15 protein-coding genes are annotated in these 18,990 nt (G+C 38.9%); 12 read left to right on the top strand and 3 right to left on the bottom strand.

Annotated features, from left to right (window positions below; all coding sequences use genetic code 11):
• Positions 1-126: 126 nt before the first annotated feature.
• Together hemQ and tnpA are read left to right on the top strand one after the other, a co-directional pair.
• The gene (hemQ, locus tag ACLRYO_RS06955; RefSeq protein WP_039965396.1) at positions 127-858 is read left to right on the top strand and encodes a hydrogen peroxide-dependent heme synthase; all 732 of its coding nucleotides are present in this window, start codon (positions 127-129) and stop codon (positions 856-858) included.
• Positions 859-1,042: 184 nt separating this feature from the next.
• Positions 1,043-1,504 carry an IS200/IS605 family transposase gene (gene tnpA / locus ACLRYO_RS06960; RefSeq protein WP_004693034.1) on the top strand — a complete coding sequence of 154 codons (462 nt, stop codon included), beginning with the start codon at positions 1,043-1,045 and terminating at the stop codon, positions 1,502-1,504.
• An 810-nt stretch (positions 1,505-2,314) separates the two neighbouring features.
• Here the strand turns inward: tnpA and ACLRYO_RS06965 are convergent.
• Positions 2,315-3,652 (bottom strand): MFS transporter, encoded by a 1,338-nt coding sequence (locus ACLRYO_RS06965; protein ID WP_413084787.1) that lies wholly within the window; start codon positions 3,650-3,652, stop codon positions 2,315-2,317.
• Positions 3,653-4,015: 363 nt separating this feature from the next.
• On the opposite strand from ACLRYO_RS06965, the gene ACLRYO_RS06970 reads away from it, so the two are divergent.
• The 10 genes from ACLRYO_RS06970 to ACLRYO_RS07015 all read left to right on the top strand — a co-directional run bounded on the left by ACLRYO_RS06970 (position 4,016) and on the right by ACLRYO_RS07015 (position 16,870).
• Entirely contained in the window at positions 4,016-4,702 is a 687-nt protein-coding gene (locus ACLRYO_RS06970; protein ID WP_012863813.1) for a Crp/Fnr family transcriptional regulator, read from the top strand.
• 71 nt (positions 4,703-4,773) lie between these two features.
• A complete protein-coding gene (locus ACLRYO_RS06975; protein ID WP_287501270.1) occupies positions 4,774-8,451 on the top strand; it encodes a nitrate reductase subunit alpha in 3,678 nt (1,225 codons plus the stop codon).
• The gene (narH, locus tag ACLRYO_RS06980) at positions 8,441-9,874 is read left to right on the top strand and encodes a nitrate reductase subunit beta (RefSeq protein ID WP_038125763.1); all 1,434 of its coding nucleotides are present in this window, start codon (positions 8,441-8,443) and stop codon (positions 9,872-9,874) included. Before ACLRYO_RS06975 ends, narH begins: the two co-directional genes overlap by 11 nt.
• Positions 9,867-10,391, top strand: coding sequence for a nitrate reductase molybdenum cofactor assembly chaperone (narJ, locus tag ACLRYO_RS06985; RefSeq protein WP_038125764.1), 525 nt, complete (start codon positions 9,867-9,869; stop codon positions 10,389-10,391). Before narH ends, narJ begins: the two co-directional genes overlap by 8 nt.
• Entirely contained in the window at positions 10,388-11,059 is a 672-nt protein-coding gene (gene narI / locus ACLRYO_RS06990) for a respiratory nitrate reductase subunit gamma (RefSeq protein WP_004694017.1), read from the top strand. The genes narJ and narI overlap by 4 nt, the downstream gene beginning before the upstream one ends.
• 324 nt (positions 11,060-11,383) lie before the next feature.
• Positions 11,384-11,986: a hypothetical protein gene (locus ACLRYO_RS06995; protein WP_038125765.1), complete on the top strand. Its 603-nt coding sequence runs from the start codon at positions 11,384-11,386 to the stop codon at positions 11,984-11,986.
• A gap of 291 nt (positions 11,987-12,277) precedes the next feature.
• A complete protein-coding gene (locus tag ACLRYO_RS07000) occupies positions 12,278-13,549 on the top strand; it encodes a putative porin (protein ID WP_287551432.1) in 1,272 nt (423 codons plus the stop codon).
• 138 nt (positions 13,550-13,687) lie between these two features.
• A complete protein-coding gene (locus tag ACLRYO_RS07005; protein WP_012863818.1) occupies positions 13,688-14,293 on the top strand; it encodes a hypothetical protein in 606 nt (201 codons plus the stop codon).
• A gap of 291 nt (positions 14,294-14,584) precedes the next feature.
• On the top strand, positions 14,585-15,781 hold the full coding sequence (locus ACLRYO_RS07010; RefSeq protein ID WP_287552283.1) for an MFS transporter: 1,197 nt from the start codon (positions 14,585-14,587) through the stop codon (positions 15,779-15,781).
• Positions 15,782-15,985: 204 nt separating this feature from the next.
• Positions 15,986-16,870 carry a LysR family transcriptional regulator gene (locus tag ACLRYO_RS07015; RefSeq protein WP_021147672.1) on the top strand — a complete coding sequence of 295 codons (885 nt, stop codon included), beginning with the start codon at positions 15,986-15,988 and terminating at the stop codon, positions 16,868-16,870.
• 140 nt (positions 16,871-17,010) lie between these two features.
• Here the strand turns inward: ACLRYO_RS07015 and ACLRYO_RS07020 are convergent, their stop codons facing one another.
• Entirely contained in the window at positions 17,011-17,625 is a 615-nt protein-coding gene (locus tag ACLRYO_RS07020; protein WP_413084788.1) for a LysE/ArgO family amino acid transporter, read from the bottom strand.
• Between the two features lie 135 nt (positions 17,626-17,760).
• Positions 17,761-18,801: a YeiH family protein gene (locus ACLRYO_RS07025; RefSeq protein WP_413084789.1), complete on the bottom strand. Its 1,041-nt coding sequence runs from the start codon at positions 18,799-18,801 to the stop codon at positions 17,761-17,763.
• Positions 18,802-18,990: the final 189 nt, after the last annotated feature.

Raw genomic sequence — 18,990 nt, forward strand, 5'->3', positions numbered from 1 at the left:
AATCTCAATAGAAACTAAATTGAAAAGACTCTATATGCTATAATAGTAAGTAGAGTCTTTTGATTTCCTTAGTTATATAGATACATTATTATTTTGATATAATCACCGTAGATAGGAGTGATCATAATGGGAAAAGCAATCCCTACAGTAGAAGGTTGGCATAGCCAACACATGGTATTCGCCATGGATTTCAGCGCATGGAACTGCTTCACAGAGGATGAAAAAGCAGCAGCGCGCAATGAATTAAAAGCATTCTTAGCAGACCTTGAAGCTAAACATCAAGCTAAAGAAGGAAGTTATGCATTCTATGATTGTAATGGAGCAAAAGGGGACTTAATCCTATGGATTCTTGGTCCATCCCTTGAATACTTGGCGCAAGTAGAACGCAAATTCCGCCGTCTTGCCATTGCAAGCGTATTAGTACAAACATACTCTTATACATCTGTAACAGAAGTAAGCACCTATGTTAAGGCTAAGCTCGATACAGAGGAAGTTAACCAAAAATTATATCCTCATGTACCTCGCGATAAATATATCTGTTTTTATAATATGAGTAAAAAACGCGAAGGTGATGATAATTGGTTCATGCTACCACCGCAAGAACGCGGAGCCTTGATGAAGTCTCACGGTGAACTTGGTAAAACATACTTGGACGTTTTATCTGAATTCACCACAGGTGGCTGTGGCTTAGATGACTGGGAATGGGGTATTACCATCTTCAGTAACGACGATATCCAATTCAAAAAAATCGTATACGATATGCGCTTTGAAGTAGCCAGTGCAAAATATGGTATCTTCAGCGACTTCTACGTTGGTACCATCATCGACGACGCACTACTAGAAGAAATCTTTGGATAATAAAAGAGCCTGCAATGCAGGCTCTTCTTTATTATTGTCTTTAGACTGGTTCGTGACGTAGTCGCGAACCATAAAACCACCCGCTATGCGGGTGCGGCAACGAAAGTTATACAAAAAAATCACCTTGCTTAAGTATAATGTAGGTGTTCAAGCCGCATTATATGCAAAAGAAAGGTGATTTTATATGGCAACAAAGACACAGAGTCTTGCGCACACAAAATGGTTATGCAAATACCACATAGTATTTACACCTAAGTATAGACGTAAAGTTATATATAATCAATATAGAAATAGTTTACGTGAAATACTGAGGCGTTTATGTGAATATAAGGGCGTCAAGATTATAGAGGGGGAGCTTATGGCAGATCATGTGCATATGTTAGTATTAATCCCACCTAAAATAGCAGTTTCATCTTTTATGGGATATTTAAAAGGTAAAAGTGCACTTATGATGTTCGATAAACACGCAAACTTAAAGTATAAATTTGGAAATAGACACTTTTGGTCTGAGGGATATTATGTTAGTACGGTAGGTCTAAATGAGGCAACAGTAAAAAAATATATACGTGAGCAAGAGTTACATGACCAAATGAAGGATAAGTTAAGTGTAAAAGAATATGAGGACCCTTTTAAGGGTAGCAAGTAATACATATCCCCTTTGAGGGGAAGGTTACGAGTCAATGGCTATGCGGCTTGAACGTAGTGAAAGCCAGCGCCTTTAGACGCTGGCCTAGTACTACGGGCTTATAGCCCGTGAGCAAACCACCCGTTTTACGGGTGGTTCTGATTATTTAATTCATATATATCGATAAATAACTGCTTATTGTATCGTATATTTGTTCAATTTATAATGTTGTTAAGGTAGTCGGCGAGGTTGGGCCTCTCTTCGTTATAGAAGGGGGTGAGCTTATGAGTGACTTTGAACTTATTACAGTTATTACTGGAATCTTGACGCTAGTCGTTTCCTTTGGAGCACTTATAGCGCTTATTTGCCTCACAAAAAGCAAATAGCCCTCCGTTACCAAGTGTAATTAGATAAACAGAAAGGCCATTTTCTAGATAATTAGTTTTTGAGATGCGTCTGACGTTCCTACTCGTCTGACTATCTATTTATATTATAGAGATAAAGGTATATATCGTCAAATTATAATGAATGGACTGCCTTGCAGTCCATTTTTCTCCCCTCAAAATGAAGGCTATAATTTTGAGGGGAGAAAAGTTAATATACGCACTATACTTCGTAAAATATAATTCACAATATATGAGTATCGCACTCGCAACTATATTCTCATAAAAGAGAACCCCGCATCGATCCGACTTACGAGGTCAAGGCCCTAGGCCGCAGACCTGATAAGTATGGAGGAGAGATGCGGGGTTTCTTTTATCACTTAGTATAGAAAAGTGAATTATATTTTGTAGTACTGTTCAGTGAACGTAAATTTTCTGTTCCAGAAAATTATACGTTCATGTTTGCACCTTTACGCACATAGAACCAGTAGCACACAGCCACAGTTACAATGTTAAATGCAAGTAATACAGCAAAGGCTGGGTGAATATTGCCGAACATGGAATATACAAAGCCAAAGATCTTAGGTGTAATGAAGGCACCGTATGCAGCTACAGCGGCTACGAAACCTGTAATTAAAGAGGAGAGCAAAGGATTGCCAAATACGTGTGGAATCATACGGAATGTTGCACCGGTAGCAAAACCACAGCATACAAAGGTTAATACGGACATTGCGAAGAAGAATGGGAAGTTGTGCATATCTACACCAACCGCAATCAATGCAGTGGAAGCACATAAGCCAATAAGACTAATGAAGGTAACTTTTGTACCGCTGTTAATTTTGTCTGCTAACCAACCACCTACAGGACGAAGTGCACCTGATACAAGTGGACCTACGAATGCGATAGAAGCAAATGGTACTTCTGGGAATTCTTTACCTACTAATAGACCAAGTGCTGCTGCATAACCAGAGAAAGCACCGAAGGAACATGTATAAAGTAATGTAAGAGCCCAAGTGTGTTTGTTACCAAAGATTTGTACTAGATTTTTAGGATTTGGTTTTTCTAGAGGTAAGTTATCCATGAAACGTGTCATAAGTGCAAGGATAACAACGAGTGGTACGATCCACATGAAAGCTGCATTGGCAAGGTATACTGTGTTTCCTTTGATGATAGCTGGTGTTACACCAAATACGCTACCTAGTGCAGCAGAACCCATAGCGAATGGAGCCAAGAAGTAGATTACGGAAATACCAAGGTTACCAACACCGCCGTTGATACCAAGAGCAGTACCTTTTTCGGATTTAGGGAAGAAGTTGCCAATGTACGCCATGGAGGACGAGAAGTTGCCGCCCGCTAAACCGATAAGGGCAGTCAAAATCATGAATGTCGTATAAGAAGTTGTTGTATCTTGAACGGCAAAGCCGAGCCATACAACAGGAACTAATAAAATAAGTGTGGAAATAAATGTCCAGTTTTTACCACCGATTAAGGCTGGCATGTAGGTATATACAAAACGTAATGTAGCACCTACAAGGCCTGGCAATGCAGCTAAGGTAAATAATTGATCGGTTGTGAAATTAAAGCCTGCGCCGTTGAGTTGCGCTGCAATGGTTGCCCATAAATACCATACACAGAATGAAAGGGTTAATGCAATTGTGGATATAACCAAGTTTTGTTTAGCAATTTTTTTACCAAACTTTTCCCAAAATTCTGGATTATCTGGTTGCCAATTAGCCACAATTTCGCTACGGCTTGCCCCTACTTGAGGCATTTTTAGTTCGTTCATTTTGAACTTCTCCTTACTGTAACAACTATACACGTAGACAAGAAAAATATATAAGATTATATATAATATATATATATATATAAATAGTAAAATCTAAAGAATTTCCATAGAAAGCATTCGATTTACTTACAAAACTGCGTTATAATTATTGTAGCATTAATATTTTTCAATGTCTTACATCACAGATATATTATATAGTGTAATTTTTTTTGTGAATGTGATGTAAAACACACATATTCTGAAATTAATAAGTTATAATAATCATATATATACGAAAAAGTATATAGTATAGGTACTTTTACTATAAATAGATTAGTATAACTAATGGATTTTGTTATAAAAGTACTGTGGAGTGATAATGGTATGGATCAAAAATTAATTAACCAATTGCTTGCTTTGCCGGGTGAGGAACTACATCTTAAAAAAGGTGATTTTCTCTTCCGTGAGGGGGACAAGGCAGAATACTTTTACGTAGTAGTAAAAGGTAGAATGAGCATTAAGAAGTTCGAAGCTAGCGGACACATTTTTGCGTTGCGTTTAGTAGGGCCGAATAATGTAATTGGTGAGGTTCCGTTGTATGAGGAGAACACTAGAACATATGTGTTCAACGCCATTGCTCGGGAGGATTGCTCTGTTTATTGTATACGCTATGATGTGTTGGAAGGGGCTATTGCAAAAGACCATTCATTGGCTATTGCAATGATGAAAATCTACACTTTGCATATGCGTCGTCAACAGGCAAAATACCGGGACTTGCTACTTTACGGCAAGAAGGGAGCATTCTATTCTACCTTGTTGCGCTTAGCCAATAGTTATGGTGTAAAGCGCGAGGATGGTATCTTTATTGATATTGCCCTAACAAATCAAGAATTGGCTGAGTTTGCTGCCACATCAAGAGAAAGTTTAAATCGCATGTTAAGTGAGTTACGTAAGTTAGGCTATGTAGCCTATGACAAACACCATCTAGTAATCTGTGATTTTGACGCTTTAATCGGATTACTTGATTTAGAGGTTGATAGTATTGACCCTAATATTAGTAATATCGAATAACAGGATTTTCTCCCTTGTGTTAGCACATCTAGCACAAGGGATTTTTTTGTAGTTTTGAAGGAGGACACGAGATGAGCTTGTTGTCTCAAAAGTTTAAGTTTCTTCGCAAGAAGGAAGTATCTCCAAACGGCCATCAAATCACAGAAGATGGAGGTCGTGAATGGGAAAATTATTATCGTGACCGTTGGTCTTACGATAAAGTTGTCCGCACAACGCATGGCGTAAACTGTACTGGTTCTTGTAGCTGGAATATTTATGTTAAAAACGGTGTTGTAGCCTGGGAAAATCAAGCAATTGACTACCCTGAAACACCAGATGATATGCCAGATTATGAACCACGTGGGTGCCCTCGTGGTGCAACATTCTCTTGGTATCTTTATAGCCCTTTGCGCGTAAAATATCCTTATGTACGTGGCGAATTGGTCGAGCTTTGGAGAGAAGCGAAGAAGCATGCTAAGAATCCAATCGAAGCTTGGAAATCTATCGTAGAAGATCCTGAAAAAGCGAAAAAATATAAGTCAGCCCGTGGTATGGGTGGCTTTGTGCGCTCCACATGGGATGAAGCAACAGAAATTACTGCAGCATCCTTACTATATACAGCAAAAACATATGGCCCTGACCGCAACGCAGGCTTCTCTGTAATTCCTGCGATGTCCATGTTGTCCTATGCAGCAGGGGCTCGTTTCCTTAACTTGATGGGTGGCACACCATTGTCCTTCTATGACTGGTATGCCGATTTGCCACCTTCCAGCCCTCAAGTTTGGGGTGAACAAACTGATACACCTGAATCTGGTGACTGGTATAATGCTGGTTACATCATGACGTGGGGTTCTAACGTACCTTTGACCCGTACGCCAGATGCTCACTTCTTGACAGAGGTTCGTTATAAAGGTACTAAAGTAGTATCCGTGTCTCCTGACTATGCGGAATCTACAACTTCTTCCGATGCATGGCTCAATGTAAAAGCTGGTACCGATGCGGCTCTTGCAATGGCAATGGGTCACGTTATCCTAAAAGAATATTACATCGACAAAGAAACTCCATACTTTAAAGAGTATGCAAAAGAGTTCACAGATATGCCATTCCTTGTACGCGTTGAAGATATCAACGGCACAGTTCAACCAGGCCGTTTCTTGAATGCCAAGGATTTAGGTCGCCAAGAGGAAGGCGCTGACTTCCAAATGGTATTGATTGATGAATTAACAAATGAAATCGTTGTACCTAATGGTACAATGGGTGAACGTCACACGAACCCACAAAAATGGAATTTACGACTTGAAAATCGTGATACAGGGGCTAAAATCGATCCTCGCTTATCCGTGTTTGATCAACGGGAAGATGTGACGATTGTTAAATTGCCGTACTTTGGTGATGAAGAGCACGAAGGTGTTATTGAACGTGCTATTCCTACTATTACGGTACAAACTGCAGATGGTCCTGTGAAAGTAACTACAGTGTATGACCTCATTCTTGCTAACTACGGTATTGACCGTGGTATCGGTGGTGAAGTGGCTACAAGCTATACTGATGACACTCCATACACACCTACATGGCAAGAAAAAATCACTGGCGTAAAAGCGGACATTGCTATTGCTACAGCACGTGAATTTGCAGATAATGCTGAAAAAACGAAAGGTCGTTCCATGATTATCATGGGCGGTGGTATCAACCACTGGTACCATGCCGATGTTATTTACCGCACTATTTTGAACCTTATCATGTTCTGTGGTACAGAAGGCGTTAACGGTGGTGGTTGGGCCCACTACGTAGGTCAAGAAAAACTTCGTCCTGTTGAAGGTTGGGGTGGTATCATGACTGCCAATGACTGGAGTAAGGCTCCTCGTTTGCAAAATGGTACATCTTGGTTCTACTTTGCTACAGAGCAATATCGTTCTGACTGCATCGATTTGGCAGACCGCGTATCTAAATTGGCTAAACCTCGCTATCGTCATCCTGGGGATTACAATGTATTAGCAGCTCGTTTAGGCTGGTTGCCATCTTATCCTACTTTCAATAAAGGTAGCCAAGAATTGATTAATGATGCTCGCGCAGCCGGTGCTAGTACAGAAGCGGAAATCAACCAATATGTAGCACAAGCCTTGAAAAATAAAGATTTACAATTCTGCGTAGAGGATCCTGCAGCTAAAGAAAACCACCCTCGCAACCTGTTTGTATGGCGTGCGAACCTTATCGGCTCCTCTTCTAAAGGTCATGAGTACTTCTTGAAACATTTATTAGGCACAAAAAATGCCGTATTGGAAGATGATGATGCTCCTACGCGTCCAGAAGAAATTAAATGGCGCGAAGCAGATGGTGCGGGTAAGCTTGATCTCTTAATTGATATCGACTTCCGTATGGCGTCTACAGGTTTATATTCTGATATCGTGTTCCCAGCAGCTACATGGTATGAAAAAGAAGACTTGTCTTCCACAGATATGCATCCATATGTACATGTATTCCAAGCTGCTGTTGATTGCGCATGGGAAACTAAATCTGACTGGGATACATTCCGTACCCTTGCAGAAACAGTATCTCGCGTAGCAAAAGAATCTGGCTTTACAGAATATGAAGATATTGTAGCTACTCCACTTGGCCATGATAGCCCAGGCGAAGTAGCGCAACCAGAAGGTAAAGTTCTTGATTGGAGTAAAGGCGAATGTGAACCAATCCCTGGTAAAACAATGCCGAATCTCGTTCATGTAAAACGCGATTACAGTCAGATCTTTGAAAAATACATTGCTTTAGGACCTAATATCGAAAATAAAATGGGTGCTCACGGTTTGGCGTGGGATGTATCTGACGAATATCAAACATTGTATGGTCAAAATGGTACGATTGATAATCCAGACTTCATTTCTCATGGCCGTCCAAGCATTTACGAATGTAAGGAAGCTTGTAATGTTGTATTAACATTATCTTCTTGTACAAATGGTAAATTAGCGGTTCGTTCTTGGAAAGCGATGGAAGAAAAAACAGGTCTTTCTGGGCTTGAAAAGAATGCAAAAGGTCGCGAACAAGAAAAAATTACCTTCGATGACATGGTTCGTCAACCACGCTTTATCATTAGCTCTGTAACAAGTACTGGTAAGAACGATAAAAACCGTCGTTATTCTCCATTTACAACATCTACAGAAGATAAGGTACCATTCCGTACTGTAACAGGTCGTCAATCGTTCTATTGTGATCATGAAATGATGCGCGACTATGGCGAAGCTATGGCATTGTACAAACCTGTATTGTCATATAAACCAGTACAAGGTGATTATAAACAAGAAGGTATTCCAGAAATTACATTGAAATACTTAACTCCACATAATAAGTGGTCTACACATAGTATGTACTTTGATAGCCAACAAATGTTGACATTATTCCGCGGTGGCCAAACAATTTGGCTTAACGAAGATGATGCAGCAGAAATTGGTGTTAAAGATAACGACTGGGTAGAAGCTTTCAATAAAAATGGTGTAGTTGCAGCTCGTGCAGTTGTATCTCCACGTATTCCTCGTGGCATTTCTTATATGCATCACTCCCAAGACCGTCACATCAACGTTCCTGGTACGCAAGTTAAGAAAGATCGTCGCGGTGGTACACACAATGCGCCAACTCATATTCACATGAAGCCGACACACATGATCGGCGGTTATGGTCAATTGAGCTATGGCTTTAACTACTATGGCCCAACTGGTAACCAACGTGATATGACAATTGTGGCTCGTAAATTGAAGGAGGTGGATTGGCTTGAAGATTAAAGCTCAAGTATCCATGGTCCTAAATTTGGACAAGTGTTTAGGCTGTCATACATGCTCTATTACTTGTAAAAATACATGGACGAACCGCGAAGGCGCGGAATATATGTACTTTAATAACGTGGAAACCCGCCCTGGCGTGGGTTACCCACGTAATTGGGAAAACCAAGAGAAATGGAAGGGTGGCTGGACTCTCGATAAAAGCGGTAATTTGGCGCTTTCCACAGGCTCTAAAGGCTCTCGATTGATGAAGTTGTTCTATCATCCAGAACAACCAGAAATTACGGATTACTTTGAACCTTGGACATACGATTATGAAACATTAATTCATACCGGTCGTAAAAATAATCAACCTGTAGCACGTCCTCGTTCTTTGTTAACAAAGCAAAAAATGGAAGTAACATGGGGCCCTAACTGGGATGATGATTTGGCTGGTGGTCATCATGCACGGGAAGATGTGAATTTGGCTAAGATGGGTGATGATATCGTATTTGACTACGAAGAAGTATTCATGCGTTATTTACCACGTCTTTGTAACCATTGTTTGAATCCTGCATGTGTAGCAGCATGTCCATCCGGTGCTATCTACAAGCGTGATGAAGATGGTGTTGTACTTGTTTCTCAAGATGTATGCCGTGGTTGGAGACATTGCGTTCCATCTTGCCCATACAAAAAAATCTTCTATAACTGGGAAACAAATAAAGCTGAAAAATGTGTATTCTGTTACCCTCGTTTGGAAAATGGCTTGCCTCAAATTTGCGCTGAAACATGTGTAGGTCGTATGCGCTATGTTGGTGTAGTTTTATACGATATGGACAAAGTTCAAGAAATGGCAGCTACGAAGGATGAACAAGAAATTTACCAAAATACAGTAGATTTGATCTTGGATCCTAATGACCCAGAGGTTATTAAAGCCGCTCGCGAAGCAGGTATCTCTGAAGCATTCTTGAAAGCAGCTAAAAAATCTCCTGTTTACAAGCTTGTAAAAGAATGGGGCGTTGCATTGCCATTGCATCCAGAGTATCGCACATTGCCAATGGTTTGGTATGTGCCACCGCTCAGCCCAATCTTACAACGTGTTACATCTGATGTATACTTGCCAGATGCACATGAAATGCGCGTGCCTGTACAATACTTAGCTAATATGTTTACTGCTGGTAATACAGATATTTTAGCTCGTGTATTACAACGCATTCTCGATATGCGTGAATACATGCGTCGCCGTGAAACAGGTGATGAAGCAATCGCTCATGAAGTAGATCTTACAGAAGAGCAAATGTATGCTATGTACAAATTGTTAGCCTTGTCTAAATATAATGATCGTTTTGTTATCCCATCCGATGTTAATGTATCTCGCGAAGGTCGCTTAGAAATGCAACACAATCGTGGTTTTGCATGCCCGACAGGGGGTTGCCATAATGGATGATGCACAAAAAATAGCTCTCATTGCTTCTTTTTTGCTTCGGTATCCAGATGAATCTTGGTACAATGAACTTGGTGAATGGAAAGAGGATACTTACTCTGTTGAGCATCCTCAGCTTCGCCAAGGATTGCTAGAGTTCTTTGATTACATTGAAGAAACGGATCGTAAGGCCTTTGAAGACCAATACGTACGTATCTTTGACTTCAGCCGTAATACGACGATGTACTTATCGACTTACGAATTGCAAGGTACAGGGGAACAAGCAGAGGAACTCGTTAAATATAAAGCCTTCTTTCTAGAAAATGGCTATGATTTACCAAAGGAGATGCCTGACTATATTCCAGCTATTTTAGAGTTATGTGCAGTTATCGAACCTGAAAAGGCTCGTGAAGTGTATGATTATTGTAAACCAAAGTTAGAATATATTAGGGATCGATTGATCGAAGCAAAACTGACCTATGCATTCTTATTTGATATCATATTGTCGGTTGCAAATGGATTGGAGGACGGTGCACGATGAATCTATTTTTATGGGGCGCTTTGCCATATATTGCGTTTACCTTCTTAATCGTAGGCACACTTGTTCGTTTCTTCTACTTTGAAAGAAACTGGACTACAAAATCAAGTGAATTTTTAGAGAAAAAACAATTACGTATTGCCAATCCATTGTTCCACTTTGGTTTGCTATGCGTTATCGGCGGTCACGTAGTAGGTGTATTAGTACCTAAAACTTGGACTGCAGCTATGGGTATTAATGACCATATGTACCATGAAGGTGCATTGTATATGGGTGCTGTAGCGGGTATCATCTTTATCGTTGGTTTCTTGCTCTTGATGAAACGCCGCTTTACTGTACCTGCTATGAAAGTAAATACATCTGGCTTTGATAAATGGCTATATTTATTCTTAACATTGGCTATCTTTAGTGGTATGGCCGGTACATTACTTAATGCATCCGGCTTCTTTGATTACCGTGTATCCATCGGTCCATGGTTCCGTAGCTTGCTATCCTTTATGCCTGATCCATCCTTGATGGAAGGCGTACCATTCATGTTTAAATTCCACATGTTGGCTTGGATGGTAGTGGCTATTATCTTCCCATTCAGCCGTTTGGTACACTGCTTGAGTGTTCCACTCAACTACTTAACACGTCCGTTCATCGTATATCGTAAACGTGATCAAAAATAATTAGGATGATGATTGATTTGTACGCCTAGATATAATAGGATTAATCAATCTATGGCCCCTTGTAGTGGTGAAAGCTTATGCTCACAACTATGAGGGGCTTTTTATTTACCGATTCTGTATTAGTAGATTACAATGTATTCCCTGTAGAGAAGAAATTTATTCATTGTAATAAGCTTAGAATGACTATAATAGGTATTTTAATTTAGAATTATTCTTATAATATATACTATGTATCTAATATAAGTAATCTACAAAATTCGATTTAAATGATAAACTATATCATATAGATTGAATTTTTTAGGTATTATTTTCGAGAGGTATATGATGAATCAAGTTGAAACAAAACAGAAAAAAAGTATTTACCATATCTTTGTATGGATTGCTATTTTCTCCTTAGTTATGATCGGTTTATTAGAGTGGGGCTACATGGCCGGTGGTCGTGCCTTTGGTAATTATAAAGTGTATACGGGTCTTGTGCCATGGTGTGTATGGATCATCATGACCTATTTAGCGACTCGCCCTAAATGGTTTACAAGCCGCTATAATTTAGGTGACATGTATAAGGTACACCGTGCATTAGGTATTGCCACTGTAGCTGTTATTGCATTCCATTTATATCTCTATTTTGGTAAAGCGGCTAAATCCATCCTTGGTTGGTGGGGCGGATATGTGGCTCTTACCTCCTTTGGTATTGCTACAATCTCTGGCCTTGCGTTCTTAACTCCAAAACTTAGAAAGGTTACACCATCTGGTCGTAATGTAGGTATTTGGTTACATCGATTAAATCTTGTAGCACTTGTTGCTGCAGATATCCATATTCATGGTTTTAATCGTATTTCTAAAATGGTGCCATTCTTACAAGTGTTTGATATCATTACATACGGTCTCGTTCTTTACTGCATTTACTTGATGTTTAAAAAGAAATAATATGAATTACTAGAATCCCTTCTGTATCATGCAGAAGGGATTTTTCGTTACATTTATAGTTTCTAGTAAATTAACATAGGATATTAACATAGGATCTTAACATAGGATAGTATCAGTTTGAGTCATAAATGATTGTGAGATTGATATACATTTTCTCTTTACTCGTATAATGAAAATTGTTATTATCTGTATGTTAAACATGATAATGATAATTAGGTTCGTAAATTCATTATCTGTTCATTTTTATTCTTGTTATTTTTATTTCTATTATTTTATTGTGTGAGGTTTAGTATGATTAAACGTAAAATGACCAGTGCTTTTGCAGTGGCTGCCATGATGGGTGTGGCTACAGCTTTTGCTGTTAACCCATTTTCTGATGTTCCTTCTGATAGTTGGGCTTATCAAGCAGTAGATCAATTGGCTACAGCTGGTATTATCAATGGATATCCTGATGGTACTTTCAAAGGGCAAAATAATATTACGCGTTATGAAATGGCTCAAATGATTGCGAAAGGTATGGCTAATCAAGATCGTGCAAATGTGGAACAACAAGCTATGTTAAATCGCTTGGCGGATGAATTTTCCAATGAATTGAATACACTTGGTGTGCGTGTAGCTAAATTGGAAGACCGTGTAGGCAATGTAAAAGTTACTGGTGATGCTCGTATCAACTACATCGGTAAAGAGGGTGGCGATGGTTATGATTACGAAGATAAGATCACAGCTCGTGTACGTCTAGGTCTCGATGCAAAGGTTAATAAAAATACCTCTGTTAAAGCGCGTATTACTACAGGTTCTATTGAGTTAGGTGATAGCTCTAAAGAGGCACAAGCTAATTGGGATTTAGCATACGTAGAGCACAAGTTCGGTAAAAATGTTGTGGTCGATGCGGGTCGCTATACTCAAAAATTTGGCGGTGGTCTCATTTATAACTCCAACTTTGATGGTGTAGGCGCTACAGCCAAGCTTGGTAAAAAAGTGACATTAAATGGTGGCTATGGTTATATGACAGCAGGCCGTTTTGCAAAAGTTTCCAAGGAAAATAACGGTGATGTGGGCATTGTGAATGCTAATGTGGCTGTAAATAATCACTTTAGCTTTGGTGGTATGCTTGCTCATGTAGGTACAGCGAATGTACGCATGGGTAATGGCAAGAAAAATAATGACTTTGATAATGTATATGGCTTCAATGCGAAATATAATGTAGGTAAACTTGATGTTCATGGTGAGTGGGTTAAAGCATCAGGCTTGAGTGATTCTGATATTTGGAATGTAGGCGCTAAATGGGGCAACTACAAAATTGATAAAAAGAATTCTTGGGCAGTAGGCTTAGATTACTACGATCAAGCTAAAAATGCACCGATTTTCAAAACACAAAAATACGAATCTAATGATTTACAAAAAACAACGCGTTTTGAAGGTTATAAGGCGTGGGAGTTGGGCGCATCTTATGCACCAGAGAAAAATATTGGCATTAATGCATACTACGGTTTCAATGCTAAAACACAAGAAGGCAATCGCGTAAATGATTACTATCGTGCGGATCTTAACTTCAAATTCTAATGTAATAATTGGATTCTAATTTAATCAGTAATTAGTTCTAAGTAGAATGCTATAGGGTGAGAGTGTTTTATTAGCATGCTACATTAGGCCAAACTAGATGTATACTTGTAGATCGTATAGGACATAGAGAGGTTTATTATGGCAGAAGTTGTAAAAAAACAGTTTAAGAGTAAATACCATATTTTAATTTGGATTGCAGTTTTATCCCTAATATTTATGGGTATGGTGGAATATGGTTATGTAACAGGTGGTAGACCATTCGGCAACTGGAAGGTTCACTTAGGACTTATTCCTTATGTGGCATGGCTTGTATTAACATACATTGCAACAAAACCAAAATGGTTTATCAAACGATATAATCCAAAAGAAATGTTTGAAGTTCATCGCATCGTAGGTATTGTTAGTGTTGTTCTCGTATGTGCACACTGGTATGTATACTTCTTGAAAGCTTTGAAATCCTTCTTAGGCTTCTGGGGCGGCTATATTTCTCTTGTGGCTATGTTTATTGCTCTTATCTTTGCGGTATTATACTTAACACCTTGGGTAGGCAATATGGCAAAATCTGTATCCCGTAAAAAAGCAATCTGGATTCATCGCTTGAATCTAATTGCCATTATTGCGGCAAATATCCATGTTCATGGATTTGGCCGTTTATCTAAAATGGTACCATTCTTGCCTGTATTTGACGTAGTAACTTATGCGCTTGTTATTTACTATATTTATTGGATGTTCAAACAAAAATAATATATCGTAGGCATCTCTTTCTTTAGTAAAAGTAGGGGAACCACATGATAAAAGAGACCATCTCTGGCCCTTATGGGTATAAGCGATGGTCTTTTTTTGTCGTTTGAGATACAATAGAATCATAAGTATATATTCTATGGATTTATGCAAATATATGCTATTGCATTCTTTTGAGGTAAGAGTAAAAATCTGTTCTATAAACATTTCTTTTGTATTATAGTATTCTTTAGCTCATATCGATATGTATATTACTACCTTTATAGGTAATCTCAAATAGGAAAGAAGGATATTATGGATTCTTCTTGGAAACGAATTATATACCTAATCTGTACTATACAGGTTGGTGGGGGTACAACAATTATCGGTGTATTATCCTTCCTTCCGTTATTTTTAGCTGAGCTAGGTCTTCATGATCCAGGGGAAGCGGCTATGTGGGCAGGTCTTGTATCAGGTGTAACGCCTTGTATGGTGGCTCTTAGTGCACCCTATTGGTCGCGTAAGGCAAATCAGCTTGGTCCGCGTAAGGTAATGATGTTCATTTTGTTTACCCTGATGGTGACTGTTGGCGCCTGTGCTTTTACACAAACACCATGGCAGTTATTGATGTTACGTATCTTGCAAGGTGTGGTAGGGGGCTATGTTCCAATAGGATTGGCTATTATTATTCTCGTAACCCCTGAGGATAAGGTACCTTGGGCAATGGGCTTATACCAAGCTTCCATGGTTATGGGCCTCGTATTTGGACCACTCATGGGTGGTTTGGCAGCGGACTTATTAGGTTATCGCGCACCATTTGTCATGTTCTCAGCCTTAACAGGGCTTTGTATGTTGGGGATTTATCTATTCATGCCTAATCTACAGTTTGAGCATAAGGTAGATGCTAGAGAGTCGCAGCTGTCTCTAATTAAATCCTTTTTGGTCATACCTCGAGTTCGCCTCTTGGTAGGGCTATTGTTCTTATGTAATTTTGGTATTACCGGTATTGGCCCTATTTTACCACTATACATTAAGCATTATATGCATATGAATGATGAGTTTGTAGCCACCATTGTTGGTATAATTATTTTTGGCGCTGGTTTGTTTAGTGCTTTAGCTTCAATCTCCATTGGCAAGATAACAGAACGTTTAACCATGCCTCGTATTGTTTTTACTGCTACATGGGCTGTAGGGACTTTGTTTATACTTCAATATATAATGCCTAGTATATGGGGCCTTGGCATATTCCGTGCCATTGCAGGATTCTTCATGGGCTTTATTACACCGATTGCCAATACGCTCATATCCAAGGCCGTTCCTATTGAGCGCCGAGGTATCGTATTTGGTGCGGTGTCCAGTGTAGCCATGATGGGAAATGTATTGGGGCCTGTCCTTAGTGGTATGATTGCTCGCGCCTTTGGGTATGGGGCGGTCTTTTGGTCTACAGCAGCTATATTCTTTGTAGCGGCCCTGTTTATTTATCGTAGTTTAGTTATTCCTAGTGAAAGTTAATCATCATAGCTGATCTGCTTTCACCGTTTTAGACATAGTTAAATATATTTAGTATTATGTAGAGGATCGATAGATACTATAGATTCTATGTAAGATACTATGTAGAGAAAACGTATAGCAAACTCCGATATGGGGTTATATGTTGCGAAATGTTTCAAAGGTATTGATTTGTCTAATCCGTAAGAGAGATGAGAGTGCATCGTTATGTTATTAAAACAATTAGAGTATTTTGTATGTGTAGTAGATAATAATAGTTTTACACAAGCTGCAACAGAGCAATATGTATCTCAATCTGCTATATCTCAGCAAATCAAAGCTCTTGAAAATAGCCTTGGTGTTGAATTAATGGTTCGAGAGAAACGAAGTTTTCATCTAACACCAGCAGGACAATATTTATATCGATCTGGTAAGAAGCTATTAGAACGGTTCCATGATATTAAGGTAGAAACGACGCGCATTGGTACAGATGCACGGGTGAGTTTGCGCATTGGCTATTTGAACCGTTATAGTGGGATTGCTATGCAGCAAACTGTGATTCGCATGGCAAAGCGTTATAAAAATTTAGATATTCGTATGTACAGCGGCAGCCATGAAGAGCTATATGGCATGCTTAGTGATCGTCGTGTAGATGTAGTATTTAATGATCAATGGCAAATTTTATCTGATGATTTTGAAAGTCATTTAATTGATAAAGCCACTACATTTATAGAGGTACCACAAGGATATACTAATGAAGATTGTGTAGAACTAAAGCATATCGATGATTTACCACTTATTTTATTGTGTCGCGGGAAATATACCTTGTCTGAAGAGGAACACTATCGCAAAGCCATAGGTTATAATGGCGCCTTCGCTTATGCTCGCACGTTAGAAGAAGCACGATACCTGGTTGCAGGGCAGCAAGGGCTATTACTATTAGATTGTTTTAAATACTTAACAGATCCTATGCCAGGTATCGAGCGTAAGGTATTGACGAATCATGGTAAGCCTATGGAACGCCACTACTACTTTATATCGCAACGAAATCAAAATAATTCGTATATTGTAGCTCTTAGAGATATGTTCCGGCAGGTACTTGAAGAATTATAAATGAGATTATAAATGAAAAAGTCGTTAACAACTTGTTAACGACTTTTTTCTTTTTCTGTACATCATTTATTTGTATTTTTCTTATATAGTTATGATGGTATTAGTGATTTAGACTTTTCTTTGTATCTATGAGTATAACCTTACAAAAAGTCTCTTAACATCATGAAGCCATCAATAGATAGTTTGATACCATAAATGACGAGAACCGAACCACAGAAACGGTTAATCCATGCCATATGAGTAATTTTAATTTTTTTAGCTAGTAGATGCATTGTAGTAGCTAGAGAACCAAACCAAATTGGTGTCATAACTAAGAAACCAGCGAAGAAGTGGTAGATGCTTTCTTTTGGAATATTAGCTTGAAAAGCACCGAGCATCATTGTCGCATCTAGAATGGCTTGAGGATTGCCCCATGATACCGCAATGGCTGAGACAATAATTTTTCTAATTGGAATATGTGTGTCCACATTGCGCATGTCTGGTTCAGTTTTAAATATATTAAAGCCCATATAAACAATGAGGAGGCCCCCAAAGAGGAGAACTATGAGCTTTGTGAGTGGCCACATTTCAAGAACGGCACCAATACCATAGAAGGCGGCAGCACTTAAACTCATGTCAAAAAACGCTAGTATGATTAGCGTCAATATAATGCGACGGACAGGTTGCACCAAGGCCGTATTAATAATGAAGAGGTTTTGCATGCCAACAGGGGCAAACGTAGCGAGGCCGACAAGAAGTCCTTGTAAGAAGTACATATTAACCCTCCTGACTATGGTATGATAAAGTACTAATAAGGTGAATAGTAGCACGAAACCCCTCCATTACTGGAGGGGTCCTTACTATTCTATTCATATATAATTATAACATAATATACAATATATGTATATTTTCTACCATAAACCTATCATATGTTGTGCCATAAGGCTTACGGCAGAAATAGCAATCCAGCAACAAGCACCTAAGGTTAGAGCAGAGCCGCCGGATTTTAATAATTTTACAATATTTGTATTAAGGCCGATTGCTACCATGGCCATTGTAATAAAGTATTTGGAAATTGTTTTGAAGATACTCAAGAATTGAATATCTACATTAGCATAGGATAATGCTGTTGTAATAAGGGAGCAAAGTACAAAGTATAAAACAAATCTTGGGAAAATCTTAGCAATACTAACGTTTGCACCATCTGTCTGAGAGGCATTTTTCTTGGCTTTGTATACTTGATAACTAGCGAGGCCTAAACATATAGGAATAATAGCTAGGGTACGTGTTAGCTTTACGATAGTAGCATATTCCAAAACTTGAGTGCCCGTACCTTTCATACTATCCCATACAGCAGCTGTTGCTGTTACAGAAGAAGTATCGTTAACTGCAGTACCAGCGAACAATCCAAAGCCCATGTTAGAGAGCCCAATGGCGTCGCCTAATTGAGGGAATACGAAGGCGGCTACCACATTGAAGAAGAATACAACAGAGATTGCTTGTGCAATATCATGATCCTCTACTTTAATAACTGGTGCCGCTGCAGCAATAGCGGAACCACCACAAATGGATGAACCAACACCGATGAGAACAGCTGAGTTAGAGTCAATATGGGTTAATCGATAAATAACATAGGATACGATTAACGATGTAGCGATGGTAGAAATGATGACAGGTAAAGAAATCCAACCTACATGTAGAATCTGTGTAATGTTAAGACCAAAGCCCAACAAAATAACGGCCCACTGTAAAATCTTTTTGGATGTAAATCCAATGCCAGCACCTGTTTTTTCCCGTTTCCAAGAGGTAAAGATAGAACCAATAATTATACCTAAAATGATGGCAAAGATTGGACTACCTACTAGATGAAATTGCTGTCCTAGTAGCCAACAAGGAATAGCGAGAATGGCACAGAGCAAAATGCCTGGCAACGTTTTTTGATTGATACCCATTATAAAACCTCCTTACTGTACATACAGTTCACGTCATATGCGGTATCATGTGGCGTTTGCTTTCTATAGTGTTAATAGTACCATAGGAAGGGTTTTTAAATCTACTATATATGTCAGAATTATACAGAATATTCATCGCATTTTTGAAGTTTTTATATGATTGATATAAATAAAAACAAATTATAAGAT

The sequence above is a fragment of the Veillonella parvula genome (assembly GCF_047241225.1).
Classification (GTDB): Bacteria; Bacillota; Negativicutes; order Veillonellales; family Veillonellaceae; genus Veillonella; species Veillonella parvula_O.